The organism is Roseospira visakhapatnamensis, from assembly GCF_014197915.1.
In the GTDB taxonomy this organism is placed as follows: Bacteria; Pseudomonadota; Alphaproteobacteria; order Rhodospirillales; family Rhodospirillaceae; genus Rhodospira; species Rhodospira visakhapatnamensis.
The window spans coordinates 52,932-78,787 of the sequence record NZ_JACIGK010000009.1; the positions used below are offsets into that span (position 1 = coordinate 52,932).

Here is a 25,856-nt window from a genome sequence, read left to right on the forward strand (position 1 = left end):
GGTCAGCCCCCGGTCACGGGCGGGAAGAAGGCCACCTCGCGGGCCGTTCCCAGCGGGGCATCGGCGGTGGCGTAGTCCTGGTCCAGGGCGCAGCGCACCCGGCCCGGATCGGCGAAGGCGGCGGCATGGCCGGGGCCGCGCCCCGCCAGCCAGGCCATCAGGTCGGCCACCGTGGCGACGTCCTGGGGGGGCTCCACCGTCTCCTCGCCCGTGCCCACGCGGTCGCGCACCCACGCGAAGTACAAGACCCTCATGCCAGCACCTCGTGAAACGGCAGGTAGGCGACCGGGTCGCCGGGCGCGATCGTCCCGGCCTCGGCGGGCAGGTCCACGAGACCGCCGGCGGCGCCCAGGGACGAGACCATGGCGCTGTCCTGGGAGCGGAACAGGCGCACCACCGGGCCGTCGAGCGTATCCTCCACCCAGGCCCGCAGGAAGGTCCGCCGGCCCCCGGACTCGCGATGATGAAAGCCGGCCGGCAATGGATACCGGCGCGGCGGCGTGACGGTCTCGCCGGACAGCCGTTGCAGCACCGGGCGGGCGATCAGCAGCAGGGTGACCATGGCCGACACCGGGTTGCCCGGCAGGCCCACGAAGGCCGCGTCGCCCACATGCCCAAGCGCCGCCGGCTTGCCCGGCTTGATGGCCAGCCGCCAGAAATGCAGCGCGCCCAGGTCGGCCACCACATCGCGCACATGGTCCTCGCCACCCACCGAGACGCCGCCGGAGGTCACCAGCAGGTGGTGGCCGTCGGCGGCGGCGTCCAGGGCGGTCCGCAGGACCGAGGGATCGTCCGGCACGCGGCCCAGGTCGGTGACCGCCGCGCCCAGGGTCTCCAGGGCGGCCATGATGCCATGCCGGTTGCCGTCATAGACCCCGCCCGCGCCCAGGGGCTCGCCCGGTTCGCGCACCTCGTCGCCGGTGGAGAACACGCCCACCCGCACCCGCTGGAACACCGGCAGGGTCGCATGCCCGGCCGAGGCGGCCAGCGCGATGTCGGGCGCCCGCAGGCGGCGGCCGGCGGGCAGGATCGGATCGCCCGCGCGGAAGTCGCCACCGGCGGCGCGCACATGGCGGCCGGCGGGAACCCCGGCGGGCAGGGTCACCCGGCCGTCCGGATGGCCGGTGCAGTCCTCCTGCATGACCACGGTGTCCAGGTCCCCGGGCACCACGCCGCCGGTGAAGATGCGCACGACCGCGCCCGGCGGGACGGGCGCGGCGAGGGGATGGCCGGCCGCCACCCGCGCGGCCACCGGCAGGGTCACCGGCGCGTCGGCGGACAGGTCGGCGTGGCGCGCCGCATAGCCGTCCATGGCCGAGCGGTCCTCGGCCGGATGGGCGCACAGCGCCGCCACGTCCTGGGCCAGCACCCGGCCGGTGGCGGCCCGCAGCGGCACCGGTTCGGGCGTCACCACCGGCGCCAGGCGCCCGGCCAGCAGGGCCAGCGCCTCATCCAGCGGCATCAGGTGGTCCCCCACGGCGAAGCAGTCGGTTCCGGCGGCGGCGCTCATGAGGGACGCCCCATGTGGGCCAGGGCCTGGCGGGTATAGAGATACCCCGTCTGCGCCGTGAGGACGGCCGCCAGCCAAAGGAAAGCCTCCCCCACCCAGGCCAGCGACAGACCGCCGATCGACACCGCGTCGCCGACCAGCAGCAGCGGCAGCGCCACCAGTTGAGTGGTGGTCTTCCACTTGGCCAAGGTGGTCACCGGCATGCCCACGCCGCGCTCGGCCATGAACTCGCGCAGGCCGGAGACCAGGATCTCGCGGACCAGGATGATCACGGCGGCCACCAGCCCCGGGTCGGACAACCGGTCGAAACCGGCCAGCAGAAGCAGCACGGCGGCCACCAGCAGCTTGTCGGCGATGGGATCCAGCACCCGCCCGAAGTCGGACAGCACCCGCCAGCGCCGCGCCAGCCAGCCGTCGACCCAGTCGGTCGCCGCCGCCAGGGCGAACAGGCCGGCGGCCACCCAGCGGGCTTCCGGCCCGGGAACGAAGAAGGTGACCATGATCAGCGGGATCAACACGATCCGCCCGAGGGTCATGACATTCGGAATCTGGCGGTGCATCGGAGGTCCCTTGCGATGGCAGGCGCGCCGATCCTACCGCCTGTCGCCCGCCCCGTGGAAGCTCTCATAGATCGTCCTCGCCAGCGCCGCGCTGATGCCGTCGACCGCCTCCAGGTCGGCGAGGCCGGCCTGGGAGACCGCCTTGGCCGACCCGAAATGGTGCATCAAGGCCCGCTTGCGGGTGGCGCCGATGCCGGGAATGCCGTCCAGGGGGTTGGCGCCGGCGGACTTCTTGCGGCGCGCCCGGTGGGTGCCGATGGCGAAGCGGTGGGCCTCGTCGCGCAACCGCTGAACGAAGTACAGGACGGGATGGTTGGGCGGCAGCAGGAACGAGGGCTTGCCGGACATGAAGAAGCGCTCCCGCCCGGCATCGCGATCCGGCCCCTTGGCGATGCCCACCAGGGGCAGATCCTCGATGCCCAGGTCGGCCAGTACCCCCAGGGCGGCCGAAAGCTGCCCCTGGCCGCCGTCGATCAACACCAGGTCGGGCCACTGGCCGCGCGCGCGCTCCGGGTCCTCCTTCAGGGCGCGGCCGAAGCGGCGTTCCATGACCTCGCGCATCATGGCGTAGTCGTCGGCGGTGGTCTCGGCCTGGCGGATGTTGAAGGTGCGGTAGGCGTTCTTCTGGAAGCCCTCGGGGCCGGCGACGATCATGCCGCCCACCGGGTTGGTGCCGGAGATGTGCGAGTTGTCGTAGACCTCCACCCGCTCCGGCGGCGCCTCCAGCCCCAGCACCTCGGCCAGCCCCTCCAGCAACGTCCGCTGGGCGCCGGTCTCGGCCAGGCGCCGGGCCAGGGCCTCGCGGGCGTTGGTCACCGCGTGGTCCACCACCTTGCGGCGGTCGCCCCGTTGCGGCACCAGCAGGCGCACCCGGCGGTCGGCGCGGATGCACAGGGCCTCCTCCACCAGGGCGGCGTTGGGCACCGGTTCGGACAGCAGCACCGCCTTGGGCGGCTGCTGGCGGGCGTAGAACTGGCCCAGGAACGCCTCCAGCACGGTCCCCGGCGCGTCGTCCCGGGCATGGGTCGGAAAGTAGGCGCGGTTGCCGTGGTTGGCGCCGGCGCGGAAGAAGAACACCTGCACGCAGGTCTGGCCGCCCGCCTGATGCAGGCCGATCACATCGGCCTCGCCCAGGCCCGGCAGGGCGATATCCTGGTGGGCCTGCACGGTGGTCAGGGCGCGGATGCGATCGCGGTAGTCGGCGGCCTCCTCGAAGGCCAGGCGGGCGCTGGCCTCCTCCATGCGCCGGGCCAGGTCGCGTTGCAGGTCCTGGCTGCGGCCCTCCAGGAAGGCGCGGGCCTGGTCCACCAGGGCGTCGTAGGCGGGGCGGTCGATGCGGTCGACGCAGGGCGCGCAGCAGCGCTTGATCTGGAACAGCAGGCAGGGACGGGACCGGTTGGCGAACACCGTGTCGGAGCAACTGCGCAGCAGGAAGGCTTTCTGAAGCGCCACCAGGGTGCGGTTGACGGCCCCGGCGGAGGCGAACGGCCCATGGTACCGACCCGGCCGGCTGCGCGGCCCGCGATGCTTGACCACTTGCGGATAGGCGTGGTCGCCGGTCAGCAGGATGAACGGGAACGACTTGTCGTCGCGCAGCAGGATGTTGAACCGGGGCTTCAGCTTCTTGATGAGGTTGCTTTCCAGCAACAGCGCCTCGGCCTCGGTGTGCGTGGTGACGATCTCCATCCGCGCGGTGGTCGCCACCATGCGCCGCAACCGGGGGGGCAGGCGCTCCGGCCGCGTATAGGTCACCACCCGCTTGCGCAAGTCCCGCGCCTTGCCGACGTAGAGGGCGTCGCCGTGGCGGTCGAGCATGCGATAGACCCCAGGCACGTTGGGCAGGGTGCGCCAGGTGGCCAGGATCACCGCGACGCCATCGTCCGGCGCCGGATCCCCCGGGTTGGGGGTGGGGTCGGGCGTGGCCTCGGCGGGCTGGGGGAGAGACTGGGTCATCGGAGCGGTCGATCGGTCTGGTCGTGGAGTGAGGGCCTGCCGAGGACAATGGGGCGCGGCCCCCGGGGATGCCACCCCCTGAATGCCGGGCCCCGAAGGACCGGCCCCAAGCGACCGCCTGGGGCATGGCGGCAAGGGGTTGGCCACGCCGAAGGGCGGAGAGCGTATCATTCGCGCCCCGCATCGCACCGCACATGCGGCCGGCGGTTCTGAAACCCTGCGTTTTGTCCCGCGCCACCGGCGCCCCGAATCACCCCCAAGGGCCGATGCGCGCGCCAGATCAAGCCAAAATCTATCCACGGAACATGTGGATAACTTTGTGGACGGAGCGTGAGGCGATGTCCCGATCACAAGGGATTCCGCCGTTTTCATCCCCTTGCCCACAAAATGTGCAGGCTTGTTAAGGTGTTGATATAAAAAGAAAAAATTTTTTGAACCAAGATTGCGGGGGACATGCCGATTCGGTTCTTGACAGTCGAAAGACCCATTCGTGACAGGGGCGCGCCTGTGCACAAGTTCCACGAGACAGTGGCGCCTGGGCACCCCGGACGATGACGCATCCGGAAAAGTCCTGGTATTTCGCCCTATTGCTTTGGGTGTGTCCCATCGTGTCGAAAGAACGAATCCGATGGAATGACCGGATGCCCGACCTGGGAAAGCGGCACCGCCCCGGGACCTGGACGGGACCGACTCGTCATGGCCGCCACGGCCGCCAGCGGCCGGTCGGCCGGCCCGCCGTCACCCGAATGGATTCAGGCGCTCGATGGTCACGCCGACGCTGCCGGCATCCGCGAACACATCCAGCTTCTCCACCCGGACCAGCGCCCGTCGCACGCGGCTGTCCTCCAGGCACGCGTCGGCGATCCGCTCGGCCAGGGTCTCCACCAGATTGACGTGGCCGGCCGCCACGATCGCCCGCACCCGATCCAGCACCACCTCGTAGCAGACCACGTTTTCCAGCCGGTCGTCCAACGGCACCCCGCCCTCGCGCACCGCCAGGTCCAGGTTGAGGCGAATCCGCTGCGGCGCCTGCCGCTCGTGATCGTACACGCCGATGCGCGCCGACAGGTCCAGGTCACGCACGAACACGTGGCGCAGACCCGCCCGCGCGTCCGCCAACAGGCCGGACGGCGCCACGGGGTACAGCTTGGATCGAGGACTCATCGGACCATCCATGCCCGGGGGAGTGGGGAGGAGGACGGCACACGGGATCGCCGCCTCACAGAAGCCGCCCACGCGTCGTGTCCGGGGCGGTCGGGACCGATGAAGGCCCGCAACGGGTCACTCTTGCGGCGGCATGGCCAGGGTGTCCGCCGGAGGCCAGGCCCACGCCAGATGCTGGCCGCCGTCCAGCGCCAACATTTGCCCGGTTACCGACGGCGCCGCAAGGAGAAACCGGGCGGCGCGCCGGATCTCGTCCGGCGAGGTGCCGCGCCGCAGAGGCAGGGCCGCGCACTGGGCATCGAAGTGCGCCTGGGTCTGGCGCGGGCTGGGCAGCGCCGGCCCCGGACCGATGGCGTTGACGCGGATGCGGGGCGCCAGCGCCAGCGCCAGGCTCTGGGTCAACGCCCACAGGCCGGCCTTGCTGACGCTATAGCTGACGAAGTGCGGCGTCAGGCTCCAGACCCGCTGGTCGATCAGGTTCAGGACGGCGCCCTCGGCCTCGGCCGGCAAGGCCCGCGCCATGGCCTGGGTGAGCACGAAGGGCGCCCGAAGGTTGGGCTCCACGTGGCCATCCCAGCTTTCGCGGGTGACCGTGTCCCAGGCATCGTATTCGAAGGTGGAGGCATTGTTGACCAGCACCCCGACCGCCCCGCCCAGGGCCGCCGCCGCACGCGCCACCAGGGGGGCGGTCTCGGCCTCCACCGACAGATCCGCCCGCAGGGTGACGGCGCGCCCGCCGCGCCCGACAATCTCCCGGCGCACGGCCTCGGCCTCGTCGGCGGCACCCCGGTGGTGCACGGCGACCGCGAAGCCGGCCTCGGCCAGGTCCAGGGCCAGGGCGCGCCCCAGGCGCCGGCCGGCGCCGGTGACCAGCGCATGCCGGGGAATGCCGGCCGGCACGGGCCAGCCGGCGGACAGGACGTCGGCCGAGGCGTCGGCTGGGGACGGCGGGGACGCGTCGGTCATGGCGGGCGGCTCCGGTCTGCGGGGGCTCCGGTCAGGCATCACCCAGAAGGCGGGCGACCCCCACGTACTGCGCGGCGATGTAGGCGACATACAGGCTCAGGAACACCACGCCCGCGAGGCGCCCCATGCCGCCGTGCCGCAGCAGCATCGGCACCGCCAGCAGGCTCACCACCACCATGGCCCACAGGTCGAAGCGCAGGATCTGGTCGGGCACCTGAATCGGGATCACCAGCGCCGTCAGGCCCAGAATGGCCAGGATGTTGAAGATGTTGGAGCCAAGCACGTTGCCCACGGCAACCTCCGGCCGGCCCTTGAGGGCGGCCGCCACGCACACCGCCAGCTCCGGCAACGAGGTGCCCACGGCCACCATGGTCAGGCCGATCACCTCTTCCGGCACGCCCTGGACACGGGCGATGTCCACCGCCCCGGTGACCATCAGGTGGGCGCCGGCCATCACCGCCAGCAGCCCCGCCAGCATCGCCGCCACGATCACCAGCCAGGAGCGGTTCTTGAGCCCCTCGTACTCCTCCACCTCGGCGATATGGACGCCCGTGCCGTCGGGACGGCTGGAATCGCGCCGGTAGGACTGGACAATGAACACTGCCAGAAGGGCGACCATCACCCCGCCCTGCCAGCGCGGGATCTCGCCCGACATCGCCACGCCGACGAACACGGCGGTGACCGCCAGCATGATGACGGTGTCGTGCCGGTTCTCCCCCGGCGGACTGACGATGGGCTTCAGCACCGCCGTGGCGCCCAGGATCAGCAGCACGTTGGCGATGTTGGAGCCGACCACGTTGCCGACGGAAATCCCCGGCGACCCGGCCAGGGCGGCCCGCAGGCTGACCACCAGTTCGGGCAGCGAGGTCCCGAAGGCCACCACGGTGAGGGCCACCACCAGGGCGGACACCCCCAGGCGCTCGGCCATCGCCACCGCGCCCTTGACGAGAACATGGGACCCGGCGGGCAGCAACACCACGCCGGCCAACACCAGACTCAGGGACACCAGCACGCGATCACGCCTCCGTCACGGCGGGGCGGGCCCCCTCACGGGCGCCCAGGTACGCCAGCACCAGATCCCTCAGGGTGACGATGCCCACCAGGGATCCGTTGTCGATGACGATGGCGCGGGACAGATGGAAGCGCCCCAGCAGACGGATGGCGTACTTGGTGTCCATGTCGGCCCGAACCGAGATCAGGGGTTTGCTCATGATCTCGTACACATTGACGCGCTCGGGCGCCCGGTCAAGGGCCACCACCTTATCGGCGATGTCCTGAATCACGATCATGCCGTATTCGTCGTGTTCGTTCCGCTTGCGGACCACCAGCGAACTCACGCCCTTTTCCGCGATCATGCGCACCGCGTCGGCGACCGTCGCCATGCCCTCGATCAGGTAGGGGGTTTCGGACATCACATCGCGGACGGGCACATAGGGGTGGACCGGCGCGGGGGACTTGGCGCTCATATCTCGTCCTCGATCTCGCTCTGGAGGGTATGGATCTGGCTGCCCAGCCCGACCGCGTCCTCGACGTCGATCATCACGGCCACGCCGGTCCCGGGGCGGTCGTCGAAGCCGCCGGCCTCCGAGATACGCTCCAGGATGCGCCGGGACAGATGCTGCTCGACGATGATCAGCACGACGTCGCGGGCACCGCTCAGGTCCAGGCCGAAGAACGTCTTGGTCTTCTTCAGCCCCTGCCCCCGGGCGCTGGTCACCACCGTGCAGCCGGTGGCCCCCTCGGCGCGGGCGGCGTCGACGATGGCGTCGGTGACCTCATCCGAGACACTGGCGACGATAAGCTTGAACTTCATGGCTGGTCGCGCTCCTGGCGCGGATCGCGTCCGTCCGGGCGTCGGGCCGCGCGGCGGGCCACGAGGGCGCCCAGTTGCGCGTAGCCCATGACGGTGATCATGGGAAACAGACTGGCCAGGGCGATCAGGCCGAAACCGTCCAGCAACGGGCTGCGCCCGGGAATGCTGGAGGCCAGCCCCAAGCCCAGGGCCGTGACCAGGGGAACGGTGACCGTGGAGGTGGTGACCCCCCCGGAATCGTAGGCGAGCGGGACGATGGCGCGCGGGGCGAACGCCGTCTGAACGATCACCACCACATAGCCGATGACGATGAACAAGGGCAAGGACCAGCCGGTGACGATGCGCATCGTTCCCAGCGCCACGCCGATGGACACGCCCACCGCCACCGCCACCCGCAGGCCCCCGCTCCTGACCGCGCCGCCGGAGACCTCGGTCACCTTCAGGCTCACGGCGATCAGCGCCGGCTCGGCGATGGTGGTTGAAAAGCCGATGGCGGCGGCGAAGGCGTAGACCCACAGGTAGTCGCGCCAGCGCACGCCGTCGGCGCCCCGGGCCGCCTCCGCGCCCTCGGCGCCGTGGATGAACGCCGGGTCGGTGAGCTGCGTGGCCATGATCTCGCCCAGCGGGAACAGGGCCATCTCCAGGCCCACCAGGAACAGGTCCAGTCCCAGGACGACGTACAGGAACCCCAGGATCATGCGCCGCAGATGCGGCACCTTCTGGCGCAGCACCATCACCTGGAACAGCACCAGGATCAGCAGGATCGGCGCCACGTCCAGCACCGTGCTCCACAGGGTATCGACCAGATCGATGGCCAGGGACGTTGCGGGCGGCACGGCGCGGGTTCCTCCCTCATGGGCCGCTGGCGGCGGCGTCACACCGCCCGACGAAAGAAGAGACTTCTTTCGTCGGGCGGCCGGCGCGACCGCGCCGGCGCCGCGAAGCGGCGTATGGCCTTTGTCCTGACGAGTCAGGGCAAAGGCCGGCTGGTATCAGTAGGCCAGTCCGTAGAGCATCACGAACATCATCGGCGTCAGGCTGGCGAAGGCGATGAGCCCGAACCCGTCGATCATCGGATTGCGCCCGCCCAGCGCGGTGGCCAGCCCCACGCCCAGGGCGGTGACCAGGGGCACGGTGATGGTGGAGGTGGTGACACCGCCGGAATCGTAGGCGACGCCGACGATCTCCGGCGGGGCGATGAAGGTCAGGCCCACCACCACCACGTAGCCGCCGATGATCAACACCGGCACGGGCCAGCCCTTGAGAATACGGAACACGCCCAGCAGCAGCGCCACGCCGACCGAGACCGCCACCGTGTAGCGCAAGCCCAGGGCGTAGGTCGCGCGGCTGTCCGCGTCGGCGGCGATCAGGTCCGCCTGGGCGGCGGCCTCGGCGGCCTCGGCGGCCACGGCGATCAGCGCCGGCTCGGCCACCGTGGTGCCGAACCCCAGGGCGAAGGCGAAGGCCAGCAGCCAGGCCACGCTGCCCTTGTGGGCGAAGGCGTTGGCCATGGACTCGCCCAGCGGGAACAGGCCCATTTCCAGGCCCTGGATGAAGAACGCCAGCCCCAGCAGCACCAGCCCCAACCCGGTCACAATCGGTAGCAGGTTGGGGAACGGCTGTTGCAGGACCACAAGCTGAAAGAAGCCGATCACCAGGATGATCGGCGCCAGATCGCGCAGGGCGCTCAGGATCAGGCGCAGGAATGACAGCAGGGCCGGCATGGCGGCGGCGCGCTCCGGGCCGGGAGGACAGCGAACGGACGTCCACGGCGACCATGCGGGCTGCCCGCCGGACTGTCAATGCGTGTGGTCAACCCGCTCCCGGAGGCCGGCGCCCTACAGGATCACCCAGGCCGTGAAGCCGACCACGGCCGCCGAAAGGATCAGGGAGACCAGCATGAGCACGCCGTCCTCCACCGTCAGCGCCACGCCGAAGAGGGTGATCACCAGGGACGGCGGAGCGGTTCCCCCGGGGATAACGGCCAGCGGATACATCGACAGCGCCATGACGACGATGACCACCATCGCCAGGGGGCGCCAGGGTGCCGCCGTCATCGCTTCCAGGCGGGGACGGACCACGGCGGCCGCGCGCCTCACCCAGGGCCGCACCGCGCCGATGGCTCGGCGCGCCCGGTCACTCTCGACGCGGGCGTGGCGGAGACGCGCGGGAACCCACGGCGGCCCCGTCCGCACCAGCGACTGGATCACCAGCAGGATCAGAACGGTCGCCAACAGAATGCCGGCCCCCGGAATCCAGTTGATCGGCGACAGCATGACCAGACCGACGGCAAACACCAGCGGCCCATAGGCGCGCCGGCCGAACGCGGACATCATGTCGTCGGCGGAGACCGTGTCGCCGTCGTTCGCCGCGTTTTCCAGCGTGTCGAGCACATCTTCCATGCTTTGGGCCATGCGTCCCGGTCCTCCATTGTCGCGTGCGCGGCGTCCCGGCGGCGGGTGTGTCCGGGGCCTCGACCCCGCCGGGTCCCGGTCGAAAAGACCGCCACCGGCGACCGGCGTGGTCACGGGCGGCGGCACCGTCTGCGGGAGGGGCCAGGCCCCATGGACATGACGATAGCATCGGGATGGGCGCCACCAAGCCGACGGCGGGACGCGTCACCTCTGGAAGTCCCTTCGCCCTCTCGGGCGCGTTCGGGATCACGACGGCGTGGACGTCCTGTACGGCCCGTCTTCACCCCGACCGAGCGCGGCGAACAGAGGGATCGCCCGAGGCAACCGGGAACTCCCGTTCAAACGCCGCGACGTCCCCGTGCCCCTGTTGTCGCCCCGCGTGACTCCGAAGATCGTCCAGCCCGTCCCGACTCACGGCAACGACCATCGGAGTCAGGACCCCTCGTGCAGCGACGCTTTCAGGGGAGCCCCCCTTGAATACAAACGTCGCCGCACAAGACATTGTTTCCAGTGCCCTTTCGATCCAGACAAAAGAATACGGACGGCATTTTGTGTCTGGATCAGCGCACTAGATCGTCTCGATCTCGGAATCGCGCGTGGCGCGGTAGCTGAGGATCAGCATCCAGATTCCGTTGATCAGGAATTCCAGCCCCACCAGCACACCCAGCAGCCACGCGGACACCACCGGCAACAGGAAGACGATAACCAAGCCCACGGCGAGGGTGATCAGCGCGCTGTACAGGCTCAGGTGCCAGCCCCGGATGCGGCGAACGGCAATGGCGAATCCGGTCTTCACGACGCCCGACGCGATGAACATCGTGCCGATGATGAGGGTCAGCGTCAGCGCGCCGGACAGCGGCGACGCCAGGAACAGAATACCCGACAGGAAGACGATGGTGCCCAGGACCAGGTGCCACCAGGCGCCGCGCTTGCCGCGAAACGGCAGGGCGTAGGTCATTTCATAGCCACCGGCGATCAGCAGCGTGAGGCCGATCAGCCACTCGACCGTCAGGGTGACGAAACTCGGCAGCAGAAGCGCCACCAGGCCCAGGATGACAAACACGACACCAATGCGGGACAAATCGCTGGGATCGACCCCCCAGATGTCGGCCGGATCCTGTTCGGGCAGCGGATATTTTTTTTCGTCGGTGGACGTAATGGAAGAGGACATGGTTCCAACCCTTTATTTTTTCGAGACCCAATGCCCCCAGCGGCAGTCGAAAGGGGCGCCTGCGGTGCGGCCCGGTCCGGCGGCGAAAGCCACCCCCCTCGGGTGGCCCGCCCGCCGCGTTCGAACCGTGTCACCGACGGGACGTGTGTCAGCCCTTGCGATAGCTGTCGAGGATCCTCTTGAAGCTATCGCGGGCCGCTTCGTAACTGCCGCGCAGTTCCTCCGACGCCGTGCCGCCGGCCGCCTGAAGCTTCTCGGACTGCTCCTTGAAGTCCTGCCAGGCGGTCTCCATCAACTTGGAGCTCTGACCATCGTCGTCCGCACCCTCGCCGGGCGCGTCACCGGACTCCGGCTTGGCCTCGGAGCCGCCGCGCAGTTCGTCCCACTTCTTCTTGAGGGTATCGAAGTCGTTCTGCATGGCCTGAACGTACTTATTGTCTTGCAGCGACATGGGTGTTCTCCGTTTTCGAGTCTGCGCATTTGAGCGCGATCAAGAGTTTGTCCAGAACGTTGCGAAGAAGACACAATCCTGCGTGCGATTGCCGTGTCATCATACCATAGACAGCGGCCGACAGGACCGTCTGGACAGAGCCCGAGACGGGATAAACCGACACGGGTCTCGGGGAACGATGGCACCGACCGACAGGTCACCATCGGGATTCCGGACGGTCGCCGAACGTCCGGACCCCGGCGAAGGAATCGGCGCCCCGGCTAGCCGTCGGCGCTGTCCTGGATGGCCTCTCCGGCGTCCTCCACATCCTCGCCAAACCCCTCGGCGGTGTTGCAGCCGGCCACGGCCAGCGCGCCAAGCATGGACATCAGGATCACAATCGTCTTCATGAGCTTCCTCCAGGCCAAGAGTGAACGTTGCCGCGCGCCTCAGAGAGGCGGACGACGACCGCGCACAACCGAAGCGATGATGGACACCGCGAACAGCACCAGGAACAGGACAAACAGAATCTGCGCGATGCCAGCCGCGGTGCCGGCGATGCCGCCGAAGCCGAAGACGGCCGCGACGATGGCGACGACCAGGAACAAAAGGGCCCAGTTAAGCATGACATCCTCCATGCGACGGGGTGCCCACATCAAGGGGCGTGCCCCGTGCTCCATCATGACAACCCGCCACACTCGACGTGCTGACGAACAAGACGGGCGCGAGTACAGCGGGGGCGATCAAGGCGGGTGGCCAGGAGACCGCCATCGCGGGCGCACACCGGCCTCAGGTCGGACGCGGCGCGCCGGATCCCGGGGCTGTCGCGGCGGCGTTATCGGCGAGACGAGTCGAAGGTCTTGCTGACCATGCCCCAGGCCGACTGCAAACCCCTGTTGAGCTTCTGGGTGAGCGCATCCGTCCCGTCCTGGAACTTCCGGGTCTTGTCATCATAGTGGTCCTTGAAGGTCCGGGTCTGGGACTGGACCTTGGCCTCGACCTTCTCTGCCTGGGCACCGAGCTGGGCGCCCACCTTCTCGACCTGAGCGCCGAGCTTCTCGGCCTGCGCCCCAACCTGAGCACCGAGTTTCTCGGCCTTGGCCTCGACCTTTTCGCGAATGTCAGACGGATCAGCCATAATACACTCCTTCATTCATGCTTGCAGAGCGGGAACCGCCCCTTGGGGGTGCACACCCCGCGATCGCGACCCCGGGGGCCACGTCGCGCGGGGTGATGCAGATGTGACAGGGGGCCAACGCACGCGCGGTCTGAAAGGTTCCCGGAAATCGCACGCGTCTCGCCGGTCTGTCGGCCGGTCCGCCGTACGGATCCGCCCGGATCGGTCAGGCGCCTCGACGCGACAATCAGCTCTGCAGCTTCTCGATCTGCTTCTTGGCTTCGTCGCGCGCCATGCCATAGCGCTCCTGAAGCTTGCCGATCAGGATCTCGATGTTGCCCTTGGCTTCCTCAAGATCGTCGTCGGTCAACTTGCCCCACTGCTTACGGACACTGCCCTTGAACTGAGTCCAGTTCCCCTTGATGTCATCCATGTTCATGATGTGATCTCCCTCATGACGAGTGATTGGGGGAAGCGGCCGGCCCCCGAGGGGGCCGGCCTCCACGCGGTGGATGAGCCTTGCCCATCATTCCCCGACCCTAGCGACGGGCGACGACCCACACCGCGTGAATGAGGCCCGGCAGAAAGCCGAGAAGCGTCAGAATGATATTCAGGAAGAAGTGCTTGGTCAGGCCGACCTCAAGAAGGACAGCGATCGGCGGCAGGAACAGCGCCAAGACAATCCTCAGAAGGTCACCCAGAAGGCTGTCGGAATTCTGACCCTGAGTGTGAGTAGACATGATACGGCTCTCCTTCTCGTCCCGTTGCGACACCGCATAATGATTTCGACGTCACGCGGACCGTCGCCTGTGATACCGCCCCGGTTCACGATGGAGCGTTGTTCGTTTCCATGCTGGGTCAACGCGGCGACGGCCACGAGGTTCCCGACCGTTTGCAGATTTTGTCAGGACCCCGGGCGTGACGCCGGTCAGCCGTCAAATCGCGCCCGATCAAACGTATGTCGGGAACTCCTGGGCGCCCCCGGCGTTATCGGTCTGTGTCCAACAGCCATCGAAAGGAGACGCCCCATGCGAAAGCTTTTCATCGGTCTCGCCGCCGTGCTCGCCATTGGTCTGGCCGTGATGTTCGGGATGACCATGAATGAGTCGACCGCCAGCCAGGCGTCCGACGAGACCAGCGAGGTGATGGAGGAAGCCGGCGAGGCCGTGGAAGAGACCGGCGAGGCCATCGACGAGGCGGCCGAGAGCGCCGGCGAGGCCATGGATGACGCGGCCCATGACGCCGCCGATGCCGTCGACGACGCCGTCGAGGATGCCGAGGACGCCATGGACGAGGCCGCCGAGGACGCCGAGGAGGCCATCGACGAGGCCACCAAGGATCACTCGACCAACTAACATACGCCCGCTTTGTCGCGCGGCTCCCTGACCGGGTGTGTCTGGTCGGGGAGCCTCGGCGTCCTGTAGACGGCCCTGGGGGACACACCCCGGGCCGTTTTTTTTGTCGTCAAGGCCGGGACTCCCCGCCCACGGCCCGCACCGCCGCCCGTCGGCATCCCGGGCCCCCGGTCGCCCCCCCGACCGCCCCGCGTGGCGCGCAGGGCTGATTTTCCCGCGTCGCGTCGTCTTGGATGTGGCGATCGGCGCCGAAGTATGGCATCAGGAGCCCTCGGGTGGCGGGGACTCGCCTCGCCCCTCCCGTCGTGTGCCGTGGGCACCGTGGCGACGCCGCCTGACTGCGGCTGGCGGTCGGTCCCTGGCAAGAGGCCCCTGGAGAGACACCCCCCGATGAGTCTGGATCGGCGGACCGCGCGCCACGCGCATCACACAGAGCGACGACGACAGGCGCTCGCCCGACGCTTCGGCGTCCGGCCCGCGTGTGTGTCCGCCACCGTGCCCTTCCTCCGCCGGGGATAGGGGGCCGGTCATCGCCGGACGCGCCGCGCGGGCTCACCCCCTTGCCGCCGCCTCCGGTCCAGGACCCGTTCCGATGCCTCTCGATCCCGTCGCGTCTCCCCTGCCCGCCAGTCCCGCCGCCGTTCCCTATGCCCTGCGGCCCCATGACGCCGCCGACGCCCCCGCCGTCGAGGCCCTGCTTGACCGGGCGTTCGGCGCCGACCGGCATGCCAAACGCTCCTATGCCTACCGCCAGGGCGTCGAGCCCGTGGCCGCCCTCGGCTTCGTCGCCACGCGGCCCGACGGCACCGTCATCGGCACGTTGCGGTTCTGGCCCATTCAGGTGGGGGACGCGGGAGGGCCGGCGCTGCTGCTGGGGCCGATCGCCGTCGAGCCCGCGCTCAAGGGGCTGGGCATCGGCAAGGCGTTGATGCGCAAGGGCCTGTTCGAGGCCCAGCGGCATGGCCACGGCCTGGTGGTGCTGGTCGGCGACCTGTCCTACTACGGCGTGTTCGGGTTCCGGCCGGCGGCCGGCTTCGGCCTGGTGATGCCCCATGAACGGCCGCATCGGGTGCTGGCCCTGCCCCTGACCCCAAACGCCGCCCCGCTCGGCGGGACCCTGCGCCCGGCATCCGGGCCGGACCGGGCCCCCCCGGCCCGGGGGGATCGGGACCACGCCGGCTGACGGCCGCCCGCGACCGTCACGCGGCCACGGCGGGGCGCGCCAGGCCCTCGGCCCGGCAGGCGGCGGTCAGCGTGTTGTCCAGCAGGCAGGCGATGGTCATCGGCCCCACGCCGCCCGGCACCGGGGTGATGGCCCCGGCCACCTCGACCGCCTCCTCGAAGGCCACGTCGCCCACCAGGCGCCCCTTCTCCTGGCCCGGCTCGGGCGCGAGCCGGTTCATGCCCACGTCGATGACCGTCGCGCCCGGCTTGATCCAGTCGCCGCGCACCATCCGCGGCTGGCCCACGGCCGGCACCAGGATATCGGCGCGGCGGCATTCGTCGGCCAGATCACGGGTGCGGGAGTGGGCCACGGTGACCGTGCAGTGGGCGCGCACCAGGAGCTGCGCCATCGGCTTGCCCATCAGGTTGGAGCGGCCGATCACCAGGGCACGCAGGCCGCTCAGGTCGGCGCCCAGGGTGTCGCGCAGCAGCATCATGCAGCCCGAGGGCGTGCAGGGGAGCAACCCCTCGCCGCCGATCGACAGGTTGCCCACGTTGACCGGGTGCAGGCCGTCCACATCCTTGGCGGGATCGATGGCGCCGATGATGGTGCGCTCGTCCAGCGGCTTGGGCACCGGCAATTGAACCAGGATTCCATGGATGGCCGGGTCAGCATTGAGACGCCGGATCAGGTCCAGGAGGTCGGCCTCGGGCGTGGTGGGCGGCAGCCGATGGGCGATCGACACCATGCCGGCCTCGCGGGCGAGACGCTCCTTGCTGCGCACGTAGACCTGGCTGGCCGGATCCTCGCCCACCAGCACCACCGCCAGGCCCGGCACGACCCCCAGGTCGGACACCCGCGCCACCTGCGCGGCGATGCGCTGGCGCAGGGCGGCGGCGGCGGCCTTGCCGTCGATCAGGCGTGCGGTCATGGGGCGAACTCCCGTCGGCATCATGCGGCCCCGTCCAGTACCGGACCGGGGCGGCACCATACGCCCAAGGCGACCTGAAGGAAATGCCCTTGCCGGATCCCTCCAGGGTCGTCGGGCGACCGGCTCCGATGAGCGGCCCGGCACCGGAACGGCGGGTCGTCCCTCACCTCCAGGCCAGCGGTCCCCCATGGCCTCGGCCCCCGAGTCGGGTGTCGCGCGGGGTATTGCCGGCAATCTCCCCAACAACACGCGCCGCCGTTTGGCAAGGATTCAGCCAACCCCGGCCACACCGAGTATTTTCAAATACAACATGCTAGAAAATACCGTCACAATGCCTGCCGAATCGCCTAGGCATGACCTATTCTGTCAAAAGTAAAATTTCACCGATATTACAAGTTTGGCGCGGGTACTTGGAAAGGATGAAAGAGCGTCATGGATCCCCGCATGCTGGATCTGTCCGCCCTGATCGATAGCCACGTGGGCAGCGCCATTGCCCGTCTGCGCATCACGCGCGGATGGCGGATCGAGGATCTGGCCACGGCATGCGGCCTTGACAGCGCCCGCCTGCGCGCGGTGGAAGCCGGCCAAGAGCATCTGGCCGAGGCCGAGCGGCTGTCCGTGGCCCGGGTCCTGGGCATCCATCCCGACGGCCTGTACGACGACCTTCTGGACGCGTTGCGGGACGGCCTGTGGCCGTCTTCCCAAGCGCGGCACTGACCGCCGCCCGGTGCCCCCGGCGCGGACCGGCCCCGCCCACCGTCACCGCCTCCGGAAAACGCAACAGGCGCCGCCCCGGGTCCCGAAGGCCCGATGGCGACGCCTGTGCTCGTCAGATCGGTCGGATCAGACGGCGCGCAGATTCACGGCCGAGGACTTGCCGCGACGGCGATCCACCTCGATCTCGTATTCGACGCGCTGGCCCTCGTCGAGATGACCCATGCCGGCGCGCTCGACCGCGCTGATATGCACGAACACGTCTGGACCGCCTTCATCGGGGCAGATAAAGCCATAGCCCTTGGTGCTGTTGAACCACTTCACGGAACCCGTCATCATCGTGATGTCTCCTTTTTGACTGTTCGGGTTGTTAGCTTGACGCCGCCGTCCCGGGCCTGCCGGGTCTCGGGTCGGCTGTCATGGGGAAAACGCCGCGGTGCTGGCACCACCCCCGACCGCCCTCAGCGGCCAGTACTGGCCAGCATGCGGTTGAGTCCGTCCCGGGTCCCATCGGCCCCGGGCCTGTCTCGAAGCGCCCGACCGTCGGCGACGGCAGCCGGCCGAGGCCGGCGACGGGGACGCCCGCCGGCGCCTGCGGCGCCGGCCTCGTCCGGACGGCCGGTCGCGCGGCCCGGACGGGCGGGTTTCGGCGAGGATCCGCGTCCCGGTCCATTCGGGCGACGCGGTCCAGACCGGTCCGCGTGGGCGGCGGTGCGCGTCCGCGCCGGCGTGGCGGCGGGCGGGGTTTCCACGGCGGACCCATCGGCCCGGATCGTTCGCGCGGCCAGGGTACGGCCGATCAGCGTCTCGATGTCCCGCAACAGGCTGCGTTCGGTCGGATCGCACAGCGACACGGCGATGCCGTCGCGGCCGGCCCGCGCCGTGCGCCCGATGCGGTGCACGTAGGATTCCGGCACGTTCGGCAACTCGTAATTGAACACATGCGAGACATCGTCGATATCGATGCCGCGCGCGGCGATGTCGGTGGCCACCAGCACGGCGACCTTGCCGCCCCGGAACGCGCCCAGGGTGCGTTCCCGCTGGTTCTGGCTCTTGTTGCCATGGATCGCGGCGGCCGACAGCCCGGCCTGTTCCAGGTGCCGGGCGACCTTGTCCGCGCCCCGCTTGGTGCGGGTGAAGACAATGGCCCGCTCGACGCGGGGGCAGCCCAGCAGGTCCACCAGCACCGCGCGCTTGGCCGCGCCGTCCACGTGCACCACCGACTGGTCGATGCGCTCGATGGGCTTGGCCGCCGGCGCCACGGCGATCTCGACGGGAGCGTCAAGGAAGTCGCTGGCCAACGCCCGGATGGGCTTGGGCATGGTCGCGGACAGCAGCGCCGTCTGACGCTGGCGGGGCAGCGCCGCCATGATGCGGCGGATGGCGGGCATGAAGCCCAGATCCAGCATCTGGTCGGCCTCGTCCAGCACCACGGTGGTGGTGGCGTCCAGGCGCACCGCGTTGGTGGACAGGTGGTCCAGCAGGCGGCCCGGGGTGGCGATGACGATGTCCACGCCGGGCGCCAGGGCCTTGATCTGCGGGCCGGGCCGGGCGCCGCCTATGACCACCGCCAACGACGGCCGCATATGGCGGCCATACGTGCGGATGCTGTCGGCCACCTGCGCGGCCAGCTCACGCGTGGGCACCACGATCAGCGCGCGACAGGCGCGCGGCTGGGGCCGCCGGCGGTCCCGGGTCAGGGCATGCAGGGCGGGCAGCACGAAGGACGCGGTCTTGCCGGTGCCCGTCTGGGCGATACCGACGACATCGCGCCCCTGAATCAGGGCGGGAATGACCTGGGATTGGATGGGCGTGGGGTGGGTGTATCCTTCGTCCGCAACGGCGCGAAGGAGGGGCTCGGCCAAGCCGAGGTCGTCAAACTGAGTCAATCGGGAACTTTCACGGGACGTCTCAACCGAGGGCGCGAACCGCGCCAAGCCGGGAGACCGGGTGTCGTCGGGGGCGGGCGCGCGGGGGCCGCCAAGGCATCGGAATCCGGGAGGAATGGCCCTCCATAAGGTAAGACCACGGGCGCCGATCGCGCTCCAAGCCTCACCCGGACCGTGCATCGCCTTCGGCGCTTGCGCCGTCCACGCGCGATGCATCGTGGTTCCCATAAGCGCACACATCCGGCCTGGTGGCAAACACTTTCTCGGCGATCCCGCCCCGGCCCGGCGGGCGACGGGCGGGCGCGACCACGTCAGCGCGCCACGCGCCCCCCCCTGACCACGGGCGTGTCCGCCTGCGTCGAGTCCAGCCGGAACCAGCGGCCGAAGCGAGGCAGCCGCAGGGCGTGCCGCGGCCCTTCGCCCACGGCCCGCAGACGGCGCTGAAACTCGGCCGCGTCCACGTCCTCGGGCAGGCGACACAGGGCCTCGAAGTCCGCCTGCCGCCGCGTCGGCTTCCGCCAGGGCACGCCCAGGGACGGCAACGGCGCGTCGACGCGCGCCAGGGCCGGCGCGCATTGCCGCAGCAAGTGTGTCACCAGCCGGCGGCTGAGGGTTTCCAGGCCCAGGCGATCCATGTCCGGCGGAATGTCGATCTCGCTGGTGGCGACGATCGCCCCGGCATCCACGGCCGCCGCCATCTCGTGCAGCGTCGCCCCGAAGGTGGTGGCCCCCTCGTAGAGCGCGAACACGGCGGGGAACAGGCCCGGATAGGCGGGGGGACCGGGATGCAGGTTGTAGGCGGGTCCGGGGAGCACCGCCAGCACCCGCGCCGGCACGATCACCGGCGAACACACCGACAGCAGCCGGGCCCGGGGATGCGCGCGCACCGCGCGTTCCAGCGCGCCGCGATCGGCGACCGGCACGATGGCAAGACCGGGATCGGCCGCGCGCAGGGGGGCGGCGGCCTCCTGCTGGTCCTCCGGGGGCGCCAGCAGGATGAGGGTGCCATCGGAGCAACTCGTCATGGGACACGGGCTCCGCTTGGTGCCGTGGCGGCGTGTCGTCCCGGCCCCTCTCCCGTCCGGGTCACACCGCCTGGCTATGACGTTTTTCGCCGACGTTCAAGTACTGGTCGAACTTGGCGCAGACGGCCCGCACCAGCGGCCGGCCCAGGTCGGTGACCCGCAGCCGGGCGCCGTCGCGGATGACGATGCCGTCGCTTTCCAGGTCGGCCATGCGGGACAGTTCGGATTCGAAATCGTCGGCCGAGGCGCCATACTCGGCGGCCACGGTCTCCAGGTCCACGCCCAGGTCGCACATCAGGCGCTCGATGATGGCCCGGCGCACCTTGTCCTCGTGACTGACGGCCAGGCCCCGGGTGATGGGGGGCGTGCCGGCGCGCACGGTGCGCTTGTAGGCGCCGATTTCCCCCTGGTTGCCGATGTAGCCCTGCGGCAGCGAGCCGATGCCCGAGGCCCCGAAGGCGATCAGGGCCTCGGCGGTATCGGTGGTGTAGCCCTGGAAGTTGCGGTGCAGGCTCTGATTGCCGAGCGCCAGCGCCAGTTCGTCATCGGGCGCGGCGAAGTGGTCCAGGCCGACGGTCACATAGCCGTTGTCCGAGAACCGCTGGGAGCCCTTGAGATACTGGCTCCAGCGTTCGGTGACGCTGGGAAGCGCGTCCTCGGGGATCATCTTCATGTGGCTGCGCATCCACGGCACGTGGGCATAGCCGAAGTAGGACACCCGGCGCGGCCGCAGGGCCAGGGCACGGTCGATGGTGCGACAGATGCTCTCGGTGGTCTGATGCGGCAAGCCGTACATCAGATCCATGTTGATATCCTCGATGCCGTGCTTGCGAAGCCAGGCGATGACCTGCTCGACCAGTTCGAAGGGCTGGACGCGGTTGACGGCCTTCTGGACGGTCTCCTCGAAGTCCTGCACGCCGATGCTGGCCCGGGTCACACCCACGTCGGCCATGGCCTTGACGTAATCCTCGGTGGCCGTGCGCGGGTCCATCTCCACGGCGATCTCGGCGCCGTCCAGCATGGTGAAGCGGTCGCGCAGATGCCGGATCAGGCGGGAAAAGTCCTCGGCCGTCAGGATGGTCGGACTGCCGCCGCCGAAGTGCATGAACTTGAAGCCCATGCGCGCCGGCAGCAGGCCGGCGATCAGATCGATTTCGGTCAGCAGGGCGTCCAGGTAGTCGGCCACCGGGTCATACCGCTTCGCCACCTTGGTGTGGCAGCCGCAGAAGAAGCACATCTCGTCACAGTAGGCGACGTGGGTGTACAGCGACAGCGGCGTCGCCGGGTCCAGTTCCCCCAGCCAGCGGGCGTAGGTCTCCGATCCCACCGTCGCCGAGAAGTGCGGGGCGGTCGGGTACGAGGTGTATCGTGGCAACCGCAAATCGTACTTGGCGGCCAGATCCTGTATCGTCATGTGCGTCGGTCCATCCTGTTCGTCCGCCCCTTTCCGAACCGTCCTCGACCTGCACGAGAGCGCGCATGCGGTCGCGACCAGTCTATATTTTCCGTCGGCGCGCTCGCGTCAACCAGGGAGTCCCAGCCCATCATGCCCCGCTTCGCCGCCAACCTGTCCATGCTGTTCACCGACCTGCCCTTTCCCGATCGCTTCGCGGCGGCCGCCAAGGCCGGATTCATGGGCGTGGAGATGCACTTCCCCTACCACCTGGCGGCGGAACGCGTCGGTGATCTGGTGGCCATGAACGGTGTGACCCCGGTGCTGTTCAACACGCCGCCCGGGGACTGGGAGGCGGGCGAGCGCGGCCTGGCGGCGCTGCCGGGACGCGACTCGGAGTTCCGGGACGGCCTGGAGATCGCGCTGGACTACGCCGACTTTTTGGAGTGCCCGCATCTGCACGTGATGGCCGGCGTGGTGGACGAGGACGACTGGGGGCCGGCCCTGGACACCTACATGGACAATCTGGCGACGGCCGCCGACATGGCGCGCGACCGTGGGGTCACGATCCTGATCGAGCCCATCAACCCCGTCGACATGCCCGGCTACTTCCTCACCCGGCCGGAGGACGCCCTCAGGGTGATCGAGGATCTCGATCGTCCCAACCTGGGCCTTCAGTACAACGTCTATCACGCGCAAATGGAACGGGGGGCGCTGACGGACACCCTGGAACAGGCCCTGGCGGTGATCCGGCATGTGCAGATCGCCGGTGTCCCCGGCCGCAACGAACCGGACCAGCAGGGCGAGATCAACTGGCGCTACATCTTCGACCTGCTGGACGCCCACGGCTACGGCGGTTGGGTGGGCTGCGCGTATCACCCACGCGCCGGCACGCTGCCGGGCTTGCGCTGGGCCAGGGACTGGGGGATCGGCGGGTAGACCCCGCCTCGCGCCGGTGCCAGCGACCGTTGTCCGCGCGCCAGACCTGTGGTGATATGGTTGCCACACTGGCGACGAAGCACGCAAACACACCATGACTGACCGGGACCCTCCGTCTGGTCCGCGCGCGGAAACCACCGCCGATCATCCCCCCGACAGTCCGCACGACGCCCTCTTTCGTGCCCTGCTAGCGGACCCACGCGACGCGGGCACGGTGTTGCTTGAGCAGCTTCCGCCCGAGATCACCAGACATCTGTCCGAGACGCCGCCGCGACTGGTGGACGGCAGCTTCGTGGACCCGGCCTTGCGGGGGACCACCAGCGATCGGCTCTATGCCGTGACCCTGACCGACACGCGCCCCGCGTTCCTGTACGTCCTGCTGGAGCACAAGAGCCGCCCCGATCCGCGCACGCCGCTTCAAATCCTGGGCTACATGCTGCGCATCTGGGAACGTCATGTCGGCCGCGACACCGCGAAACTGGCGTGCCTGCCACCCATCCTTCCCCTGGTGCTGTATCACGGACGCGCCCGCTGGCGGGTGCCGACCTCGGTGCTGGACTGCCTGGACATGGACGACAGCCTGCGGCCCCTCGTCCAGGACCTGCGCTATACGGTCCGGGACCTGGGTCGCATGCCCCCCGAGTCGCTCTCGACGGTTCCACACATCCGCGCGGTGTTGATGGCGCTCCGCCTCGGCACGGGAGACGACGCGCCGCTGGAGCGGCTGGTGGAGATCGTCGCCGCCCTCCCCGACGACTCCCTTCTGGAGCGCCAGGTAGTGCACTATATTGTGCGGGTGATCGGGCGGCTGACGAAGGCGGATTGGCGCCGGGTGGCCGCCCTGGCCAAACCGGACCGGGAGGACACCATGGTTTCCCTGGCAGCCCAGGAATGGAGGGCCGAGGGGCGGGTCGAGGGACGAGCCGAGGGAACGGTCGAATCGGTCATCATGATTCTGGAGGCCCGCTTCGGACCTGTCGACCCGCACCTGCGCGCGCACCTCGCCACCCTGACCGTCGAACACCTCCAGCCGCTGGTCGCCCGGGCCGCGACCATCGACAGCCCGGACGCCCTGTTCGAGGGTGGGGGCTCGTCTTAACCCCCGCGCCCGCGTCTATTCCGTATGCTCGAACGAGGGATCGGGCACCGGATCGCGCATGGTGACGAACTCCTCCGCCGCCGTCGGGTGAATACCGACCGTGGCGTCGAAGTGCGCCTTGGTGGCCCCGGCCTTGATGGCGATGCCGATCCCCTGGATGATCTCGGCGGCATCGGCGCCGACCATGTGGGCGCCGACCACCCGGTCGGTCTCGCGCGAGACGATCAGCTTCATCATGGTCTTCTCGTCGCGACCCGACAGGGTGACCTTCATCGGCCTGAATCTCGACAGGTAGATGTCCACCGGTCCCTGGGCGCGGGCCTGGGCCTCCGTCAGGCCGACGGTGCCCACCGGCGGCTGGCTGAACACCGCCGAGGGAATGTCCGCGTAGTCCACGCGGGTCGGCGCCGAGCCGAAGGTGGACAGGGCGAACGCCATGCCTTCCTTGATGGCCACGGGCGTCAGGTTGACCCGGTTGGTGACGTCGCCGATGGCCGCGATGCTGGGCACGGACGAGCGGTTGGCCTGGTCCACCACAACGGCACCATGCGGGTCGAGGGTGACGCCGGCCTCCGCCAGGCCCAGCCCCTTGGTGTTCGGCGACCGGCCCGTCGCGTACATCACCGCGTCGGTGGTGATGTCCTCGCCGCAGTCGGTGAGCAGCGACAAGGACCCGTCGGGCTGCTTCTCAATCGAATGCACCTGACACTCCCGACGGACGCGGATGCCCTTCTTCTCCATTTCGGCGGCCAGGGTGTCGCGCACGTCCTCGTCGAACCCGCGCAGAATCTGGCCGGCGCGGATGATCTCGGTCACCCGGGAGCCGAAGGCGTTGAAGATGCCGGCGAACTCCACGGCGATGTAGCCGCCGCCCACCACGACCACGCGGTCGGGACGCGCCGGCAGGTCCAGGGCCTCGTTGGAGGTGATGGCGTGCTCGATGCCCGGGATCGCGGGCAGCGACGGCCAGCCGCCCACGGCGATCAGGATGTGTTCGGCGGTATGGGGCGTGCCGTCCACCTCGACGGTGTGGGCATCCACCACCCGCCCCCGGCCTTCCAGCAAGGTGACGCCGGCGTCGCGCAGAAGACGATGATAGACCCCCTCCAACCGCTGCAGTTCCCGGTTCTTGTTGGCGATCAGGGCCGGCCAGTCGTGGCGCACGCCGTCCACCGTCCAGCCGTAGCCGGTGGCGTCCTCGGCCTCCTCGCTGAAGTGCGCGCCGTAGATCAGCAGTTTCTTGGGCACGCAGCCGCGCATGACACAGGTGCCGCCGACGCGGCTGTTCTCGACGATGGCCACGCGGGCGCCGAACTGGCTGGCCGCGACGCGGCTGGCGCGCACGCCACCGGACCCGGCGCCGATGGTGATGAGGTCGTAATCGTACTGGGCCATGCGCACTTCCTTACCGATCGGGACAACGGGCGCCCGCCGCGCGACCGCGCACGGGGCTCGCCAGGATACGCGCCCACGCGGGCGCCCGCACCATCCCGCCCGATGTGGCGCGGGAACGCCCGCGACGCAACCCCGAGAGAGCCGGGAGGGAGCCGGCGCCGTTCGGCGGACGCGTCACAGTCGTCCACCACTGGCATCAGATATCGAGAATGCCGTCGCCGTCGGGGTCCGGCGCGTCCAGGGGCGGCGGCGGTGGAGGCGGCGTGTCGCCGTGCCCGCGCAGCGCATCGAAGAAGTCCTGAAGCCGTTCGGCCTCGCGCTCGATCAGGGGGCGCGCGGTCTCGAGTCCGGCGGTCGCCTCGCAGGTGGCGCGATTGAGGGCGCAGACGCTTTCGCAGCCCGAGCGAGCATAGTCGTCACCGAATCGGGCGTCGCAACGGCTCATGCACTGATCACGGGCGGCGCGACACGCCTCGCTCGTACGCTCACCTGGGGACGGGACCGCCCCTGGATCGCCGGGGTCCGCCTCCGGATCGGCCTCGAACCCGTCCATGAACCGGTCCAGTTTCTCGGCCTTGTCGTCCAGCCAGGGTTCCACGCCGGACAGGGCGTCCTGGGCCTCACAGGCCGCGCGCTCGACCGCGCACCGGGCCTCGCAGGCGGCGGAGGCGGCCGAGCCCGGCTCCGTGCCGCCCTGGCAGGCCAGGCCGCATTGACGGGCGACGGCCCCGCAATAGGCGGATCCGGCGTCGCCCAGGGCATCGTCCTCGGCCGTCCACGCCGGCGTCACCATGCCCCCGGACATGCCGGACAAAGCCAGGACGGTCAGCAGGATCAGGATCACCGCGCGCAT

General features: G+C 69.6%; 31 protein-coding genes. 5 read left to right on the plus strand and 26 right to left on the minus strand.

Features of this window, described 5'->3' with window-relative positions; genetic code table 11:
* Positions 1–2: 2 nt before the first annotated feature.
* The 19 genes from moaD to GGD89_RS07445 form a co-directional block, all read right to left on the minus strand.
* Positions 3–254, minus strand: coding sequence for a molybdopterin converting factor subunit 1 (gene moaD, locus GGD89_RS07355; RefSeq protein WP_184043653.1), 252 nt, complete (start codon positions 252–254; stop codon positions 3–5).
* The gene (locus GGD89_RS07360) at positions 251–1,510 is read right to left on the minus strand and encodes a molybdopterin molybdotransferase MoeA (protein ID WP_184043655.1); all 1,260 of its coding nucleotides are present in this window, start codon (positions 1,508–1,510) and stop codon (positions 251–253) included. The genes moaD and GGD89_RS07360 overlap by 4 nt, the downstream gene beginning before the upstream one ends.
* Positions 1,507–2,070 (minus strand): CDP-diacylglycerol--glycerol-3-phosphate 3-phosphatidyltransferase, encoded by a 564-nt coding sequence (gene pgsA / locus GGD89_RS07365; protein ID WP_184043657.1) that lies wholly within the window; start codon positions 2,068–2,070, stop codon positions 1,507–1,509. The genes GGD89_RS07360 and pgsA overlap by 4 nt, the downstream gene beginning before the upstream one ends.
* Positions 2,071–2,103: 33 nt before the next feature.
* Entirely contained in the window at positions 2,104–4,023 is a 1,920-nt protein-coding gene (uvrC, locus tag GGD89_RS07370; protein WP_184043659.1) for an excinuclease ABC subunit UvrC, read from the minus strand.
* Between the two features lie 738 nt (positions 4,024–4,761).
* Positions 4,762–5,187: a dihydroneopterin aldolase gene (folB, locus tag GGD89_RS07375; protein WP_184043661.1), complete on the minus strand. Its 426-nt coding sequence runs from the start codon at positions 5,185–5,187 to the stop codon at positions 4,762–4,764.
* A gap of 117 nt (positions 5,188–5,304) precedes the next feature.
* Entirely contained in the window at positions 5,305–6,153 is an 849-nt protein-coding gene (locus GGD89_RS07380) for an SDR family oxidoreductase (RefSeq protein ID WP_184043664.1), read from the minus strand.
* A 31-nt stretch (positions 6,154–6,184) separates the two neighbouring features.
* Positions 6,185–7,165, minus strand: coding sequence for a calcium/sodium antiporter (locus GGD89_RS07385; RefSeq protein WP_343058556.1), 981 nt, complete (start codon positions 7,163–7,165; stop codon positions 6,185–6,187).
* A 4-nt stretch (positions 7,166–7,169) separates the two neighbouring features.
* On the minus strand, positions 7,170–7,619 hold the full coding sequence (locus GGD89_RS07390; protein ID WP_184043666.1) for a CBS domain-containing protein: 450 nt from the start codon (positions 7,617–7,619) through the stop codon (positions 7,170–7,172).
* Positions 7,616–7,966, minus strand: coding sequence for a P-II family nitrogen regulator (locus GGD89_RS07395; RefSeq protein ID WP_184043668.1), 351 nt, complete (start codon positions 7,964–7,966; stop codon positions 7,616–7,618). The genes GGD89_RS07390 and GGD89_RS07395 overlap by 4 nt, the downstream gene beginning before the upstream one ends.
* Complete coding sequence (locus GGD89_RS07400) at positions 7,963–8,802, minus strand: DUF1538 family protein (protein WP_221238368.1); 840 nt, start codon at positions 8,800–8,802, stop codon at positions 7,963–7,965. Before GGD89_RS07400 ends, GGD89_RS07395 begins: the two co-directional genes overlap by 4 nt.
* Before the next feature lie 156 nt (positions 8,803–8,958).
* On the minus strand, positions 8,959–9,690 hold the full coding sequence (locus GGD89_RS07405; protein WP_184043670.1) for a DUF1538 domain-containing protein: 732 nt from the start codon (positions 9,688–9,690) through the stop codon (positions 8,959–8,961).
* A 114-nt stretch (positions 9,691–9,804) separates the two neighbouring features.
* A complete protein-coding gene (locus GGD89_RS07410; protein WP_184043672.1) occupies positions 9,805–10,380 on the minus strand; it encodes an exopolysaccharide biosynthesis protein in 576 nt (191 codons plus the stop codon).
* A 568-nt stretch (positions 10,381–10,948) separates the two neighbouring features.
* The gene (locus tag GGD89_RS07415; protein ID WP_184043674.1) at positions 10,949–11,551 is read right to left on the minus strand and encodes an HdeD family acid-resistance protein; all 603 of its coding nucleotides are present in this window, start codon (positions 11,549–11,551) and stop codon (positions 10,949–10,951) included.
* Between the two features lie 148 nt (positions 11,552–11,699).
* Positions 11,700–12,002: a hypothetical protein gene (locus tag GGD89_RS07420; RefSeq protein ID WP_184043676.1), complete on the minus strand. Its 303-nt coding sequence runs from the start codon at positions 12,000–12,002 to the stop codon at positions 11,700–11,702.
* A 260-nt stretch (positions 12,003–12,262) separates the two neighbouring features.
* Positions 12,263–12,391 carry an entericidin A/B family lipoprotein gene (locus tag GGD89_RS07425; protein WP_184043678.1) on the minus strand — a complete coding sequence of 43 codons (129 nt, stop codon included), beginning with the start codon at positions 12,389–12,391 and terminating at the stop codon, positions 12,263–12,265.
* 39 nt (positions 12,392–12,430) lie between these two features.
* A complete protein-coding gene (locus GGD89_RS07430) occupies positions 12,431–12,607 on the minus strand; it encodes a DUF1328 domain-containing protein (protein ID WP_184043680.1) in 177 nt (58 codons plus the stop codon).
* Between the two features lie 209 nt (positions 12,608–12,816).
* The gene (locus tag GGD89_RS07435) at positions 12,817–13,119 is read right to left on the minus strand and encodes a hypothetical protein (protein WP_184043682.1); all 303 of its coding nucleotides are present in this window, start codon (positions 13,117–13,119) and stop codon (positions 12,817–12,819) included.
* 226 nt (positions 13,120–13,345) lie between these two features.
* On the minus strand, positions 13,346–13,537 hold the full coding sequence (locus tag GGD89_RS07440; RefSeq protein WP_184043684.1) for a CsbD family protein: 192 nt from the start codon (positions 13,535–13,537) through the stop codon (positions 13,346–13,348).
* Positions 13,538–13,637: 100 nt separating this feature from the next.
* Positions 13,638–13,838, minus strand: coding sequence for a YqaE/Pmp3 family membrane protein (locus tag GGD89_RS07445; protein WP_184043686.1), 201 nt, complete (start codon positions 13,836–13,838; stop codon positions 13,638–13,640).
* 288 nt (positions 13,839–14,126) lie between these two features.
* On the opposite strand from GGD89_RS07445, the gene GGD89_RS07450 reads away from it, so the two are divergent.
* Together GGD89_RS07450 and GGD89_RS07455 are read left to right on the plus strand one after the other, a co-directional pair.
* Positions 14,127–14,453, plus strand: a complete 327-nt coding sequence (locus GGD89_RS07450; protein ID WP_184043688.1) for a hypothetical protein — start codon at positions 14,127–14,129, stop codon at positions 14,451–14,453.
* A gap of 592 nt (positions 14,454–15,045) precedes the next feature.
* Positions 15,046–15,636 (plus strand): GNAT family N-acetyltransferase, encoded by a 591-nt coding sequence (locus GGD89_RS07455; RefSeq protein ID WP_184043690.1) that lies wholly within the window; start codon positions 15,046–15,048, stop codon positions 15,634–15,636.
* 16 nt (positions 15,637–15,652) lie between these two features.
* On the opposite strand, the gene folD is transcribed toward GGD89_RS07455, so the two are convergent.
* The gene (gene folD / locus GGD89_RS07460) at positions 15,653–16,549 is read right to left on the minus strand and encodes a bifunctional methylenetetrahydrofolate dehydrogenase/methenyltetrahydrofolate cyclohydrolase FolD (protein ID WP_184043692.1); all 897 of its coding nucleotides are present in this window, start codon (positions 16,547–16,549) and stop codon (positions 15,653–15,655) included.
* Positions 16,550–16,993: 444 nt separating this feature from the next.
* Here folD and GGD89_RS07465 point away from each other — a divergent pair, with 444 nt between their 5' ends.
* The gene (locus tag GGD89_RS07465) at positions 16,994–17,266 is read left to right on the plus strand and encodes a helix-turn-helix domain-containing protein (protein WP_184043694.1); all 273 of its coding nucleotides are present in this window, start codon (positions 16,994–16,996) and stop codon (positions 17,264–17,266) included.
* A 126-nt stretch (positions 17,267–17,392) separates the two neighbouring features.
* Here the strand turns inward: GGD89_RS07465 and GGD89_RS07470 are convergent, their stop codons facing one another.
* The 4 genes from GGD89_RS07470 to hemN all read right to left on the minus strand — a co-directional run bounded on the left by GGD89_RS07470 (position 17,393) and on the right by hemN (position 21,591).
* On the minus strand, positions 17,393–17,602 hold the full coding sequence (locus GGD89_RS07470) for a cold-shock protein (protein WP_184043696.1): 210 nt from the start codon (positions 17,600–17,602) through the stop codon (positions 17,393–17,395).
* A 122-nt stretch (positions 17,603–17,724) separates the two neighbouring features.
* Positions 17,725–19,128, minus strand: a complete 1,404-nt coding sequence (locus GGD89_RS07475; RefSeq protein WP_246422862.1) for a DEAD/DEAH box helicase — start codon at positions 19,126–19,128, stop codon at positions 17,725–17,727.
* Positions 19,129–19,463: 335 nt separating this feature from the next.
* Positions 19,464–20,177 carry a formyltransferase family protein gene (locus tag GGD89_RS07480; protein ID WP_184043700.1) on the minus strand — a complete coding sequence of 238 codons (714 nt, stop codon included), beginning with the start codon at positions 20,175–20,177 and terminating at the stop codon, positions 19,464–19,466.
* A gap of 61 nt (positions 20,178–20,238) precedes the next feature.
* The gene (hemN, locus tag GGD89_RS07485) at positions 20,239–21,591 is read right to left on the minus strand and encodes an oxygen-independent coproporphyrinogen III oxidase (protein WP_184043702.1); all 1,353 of its coding nucleotides are present in this window, start codon (positions 21,589–21,591) and stop codon (positions 20,239–20,241) included.
* Between the two features lie 132 nt (positions 21,592–21,723).
* Here hemN and otnI point away from each other — a divergent pair, with 132 nt between their 5' ends.
* Positions 21,724–22,509 (plus strand): 2-oxo-tetronate isomerase, encoded by a 786-nt coding sequence (otnI, locus tag GGD89_RS07490; RefSeq protein WP_184043704.1) that lies wholly within the window; start codon positions 21,724–21,726, stop codon positions 22,507–22,509.
* Positions 22,510–22,603: 94 nt separating this feature from the next.
* Positions 22,604–23,608: an Rpn family recombination-promoting nuclease/putative transposase gene (locus GGD89_RS07495; protein WP_184043706.1), complete on the plus strand. Its 1,005-nt coding sequence runs from the start codon at positions 22,604–22,606 to the stop codon at positions 23,606–23,608.
* Positions 23,609–23,623: 15 nt separating this feature from the next.
* Here GGD89_RS07495 and gor read toward each other — a convergent pair whose 3' ends face one another.
* Positions 23,624–25,003, minus strand: a complete 1,380-nt coding sequence (gene gor, locus GGD89_RS07500; protein WP_184043708.1) for a glutathione-disulfide reductase — start codon at positions 25,001–25,003, stop codon at positions 23,624–23,626.
* A gap of 196 nt (positions 25,004–25,199) precedes the next feature.
* The gene (locus GGD89_RS07505) at positions 25,200–25,856 is read right to left on the minus strand and encodes a hypothetical protein (RefSeq protein ID WP_184043710.1); all 657 of its coding nucleotides are present in this window, start codon (positions 25,854–25,856) and stop codon (positions 25,200–25,202) included.

Excerpts from the sequence above, each read along its gene's own strand:
- GGD89_RS07445 (WP_184043686.1), bottom strand. The coding sequence starts at position 13,838 with ATGTCTACTCACACTCAGGGTCAGAATTCCGACAGCCTTCTGGGTGAC.
- GGD89_RS07450 (WP_184043688.1), top strand. The coding sequence starts at position 14,127 with ATGCGAAAGCTTTTCATCGGTCTCGCCGCCGTGCTCGCCATTGGTCTG.
- GGD89_RS07495 (WP_184043706.1), top strand. The coding sequence starts at position 22,604 with ATGACTGACCGGGACCCTCCGTCTGGTCCGCGCGCGGAAACCACCGCC.
- GGD89_RS07470 (WP_184043696.1), bottom strand. The coding sequence starts at position 17,602 with ATGATGACGGGTTCCGTGAAGTGGTTCAACAGCACCAAGGGCTATGGC.
- folB (WP_184043661.1), bottom strand. The coding sequence starts at position 5,187 with ATGAGTCCTCGATCCAAGCTGTACCCCGTGGCGCCGTCCGGCCTGTTG.
- folD (WP_184043692.1), bottom strand. The coding sequence starts at position 16,549 with ATGACCGCACGCCTGATCGACGGCAAGGCCGCCGCCGCCGCCCTGCGC.
- hemN (WP_184043702.1), bottom strand. The coding sequence starts at position 21,591 with ATGACGATACAGGATCTGGCCGCCAAGTACGATTTGCGGTTGCCACGA.
- otnI (WP_184043704.1), top strand. The coding sequence starts at position 21,724 with ATGCCCCGCTTCGCCGCCAACCTGTCCATGCTGTTCACCGACCTGCCC.
- moaD (WP_184043653.1), bottom strand. The coding sequence starts at position 254 with ATGAGGGTCTTGTACTTCGCGTGGGTGCGCGACCGCGTGGGCACGGGC.
- uvrC (WP_184043659.1), bottom strand. The coding sequence starts at position 4,023 with ATGACCCAGTCTCTCCCCCAGCCCGCCGAGGCCACGCCCGACCCCACC.
- gor (WP_184043708.1), bottom strand. The coding sequence starts at position 25,003 with ATGGCCCAGTACGATTACGACCTCATCACCATCGGCGCCGGGTCCGGT.
- GGD89_RS07420 (WP_184043676.1), bottom strand. The coding sequence starts at position 12,002 with ATGTCGCTGCAAGACAATAAGTACGTTCAGGCCATGCAGAACGACTTC.
- GGD89_RS07455 (WP_184043690.1), top strand. The coding sequence starts at position 15,046 with ATGCCTCTCGATCCCGTCGCGTCTCCCCTGCCCGCCAGTCCCGCCGCC.
- GGD89_RS07380 (WP_184043664.1), bottom strand. The coding sequence starts at position 6,153 with ATGACCGACGCGTCCCCGCCGTCCCCAGCCGACGCCTCGGCCGACGTC.
- GGD89_RS07435 (WP_184043682.1), bottom strand. The coding sequence starts at position 13,119 with ATGGCTGATCCGTCTGACATTCGCGAAAAGGTCGAGGCCAAGGCCGAG.
- GGD89_RS07425 (WP_184043678.1), bottom strand. The coding sequence starts at position 12,391 with ATGAAGACGATTGTGATCCTGATGTCCATGCTTGGCGCGCTGGCCGTG.
- GGD89_RS07390 (WP_184043666.1), bottom strand. The coding sequence starts at position 7,619 with ATGAGCGCCAAGTCCCCCGCGCCGGTCCACCCCTATGTGCCCGTCCGC.
- GGD89_RS07395 (WP_184043668.1), bottom strand. The coding sequence starts at position 7,966 with ATGAAGTTCAAGCTTATCGTCGCCAGTGTCTCGGATGAGGTCACCGAC.
- GGD89_RS07430 (WP_184043680.1), bottom strand. The coding sequence starts at position 12,607 with ATGCTTAACTGGGCCCTTTTGTTCCTGGTCGTCGCCATCGTCGCGGCC.
- GGD89_RS07415 (WP_184043674.1), bottom strand. The coding sequence starts at position 11,551 with ATGTCCTCTTCCATTACGTCCACCGACGAAAAAAAATATCCGCTGCCC.
- GGD89_RS07405 (WP_184043670.1), bottom strand. The coding sequence starts at position 9,690 with ATGCCGGCCCTGCTGTCATTCCTGCGCCTGATCCTGAGCGCCCTGCGC.
- pgsA (WP_184043657.1), bottom strand. The coding sequence starts at position 2,070 with ATGCACCGCCAGATTCCGAATGTCATGACCCTCGGGCGGATCGTGTTG.
- GGD89_RS07480 (WP_184043700.1), bottom strand. The coding sequence starts at position 20,177 with ATGACGAGTTGCTCCGATGGCACCCTCATCCTGCTGGCGCCCCCGGAG.
- GGD89_RS07410 (WP_184043672.1), bottom strand. The coding sequence starts at position 10,380 with ATGGCCCAAAGCATGGAAGATGTGCTCGACACGCTGGAAAACGCGGCG.
- GGD89_RS07505 (WP_184043710.1), bottom strand. The coding sequence starts at position 25,856 with ATGCGCGCGGTGATCCTGATCCTGCTGACCGTCCTGGCTTTGTCCGGC.
- GGD89_RS07440 (WP_184043684.1), bottom strand. The coding sequence starts at position 13,537 with ATGAACATGGATGACATCAAGGGGAACTGGACTCAGTTCAAGGGCAGT.
- GGD89_RS07360 (WP_184043655.1), bottom strand. The coding sequence starts at position 1,510 with ATGAGCGCCGCCGCCGGAACCGACTGCTTCGCCGTGGGGGACCACCTG.
- GGD89_RS07465 (WP_184043694.1), top strand. The coding sequence starts at position 16,994 with ATGCTGGATCTGTCCGCCCTGATCGATAGCCACGTGGGCAGCGCCATT.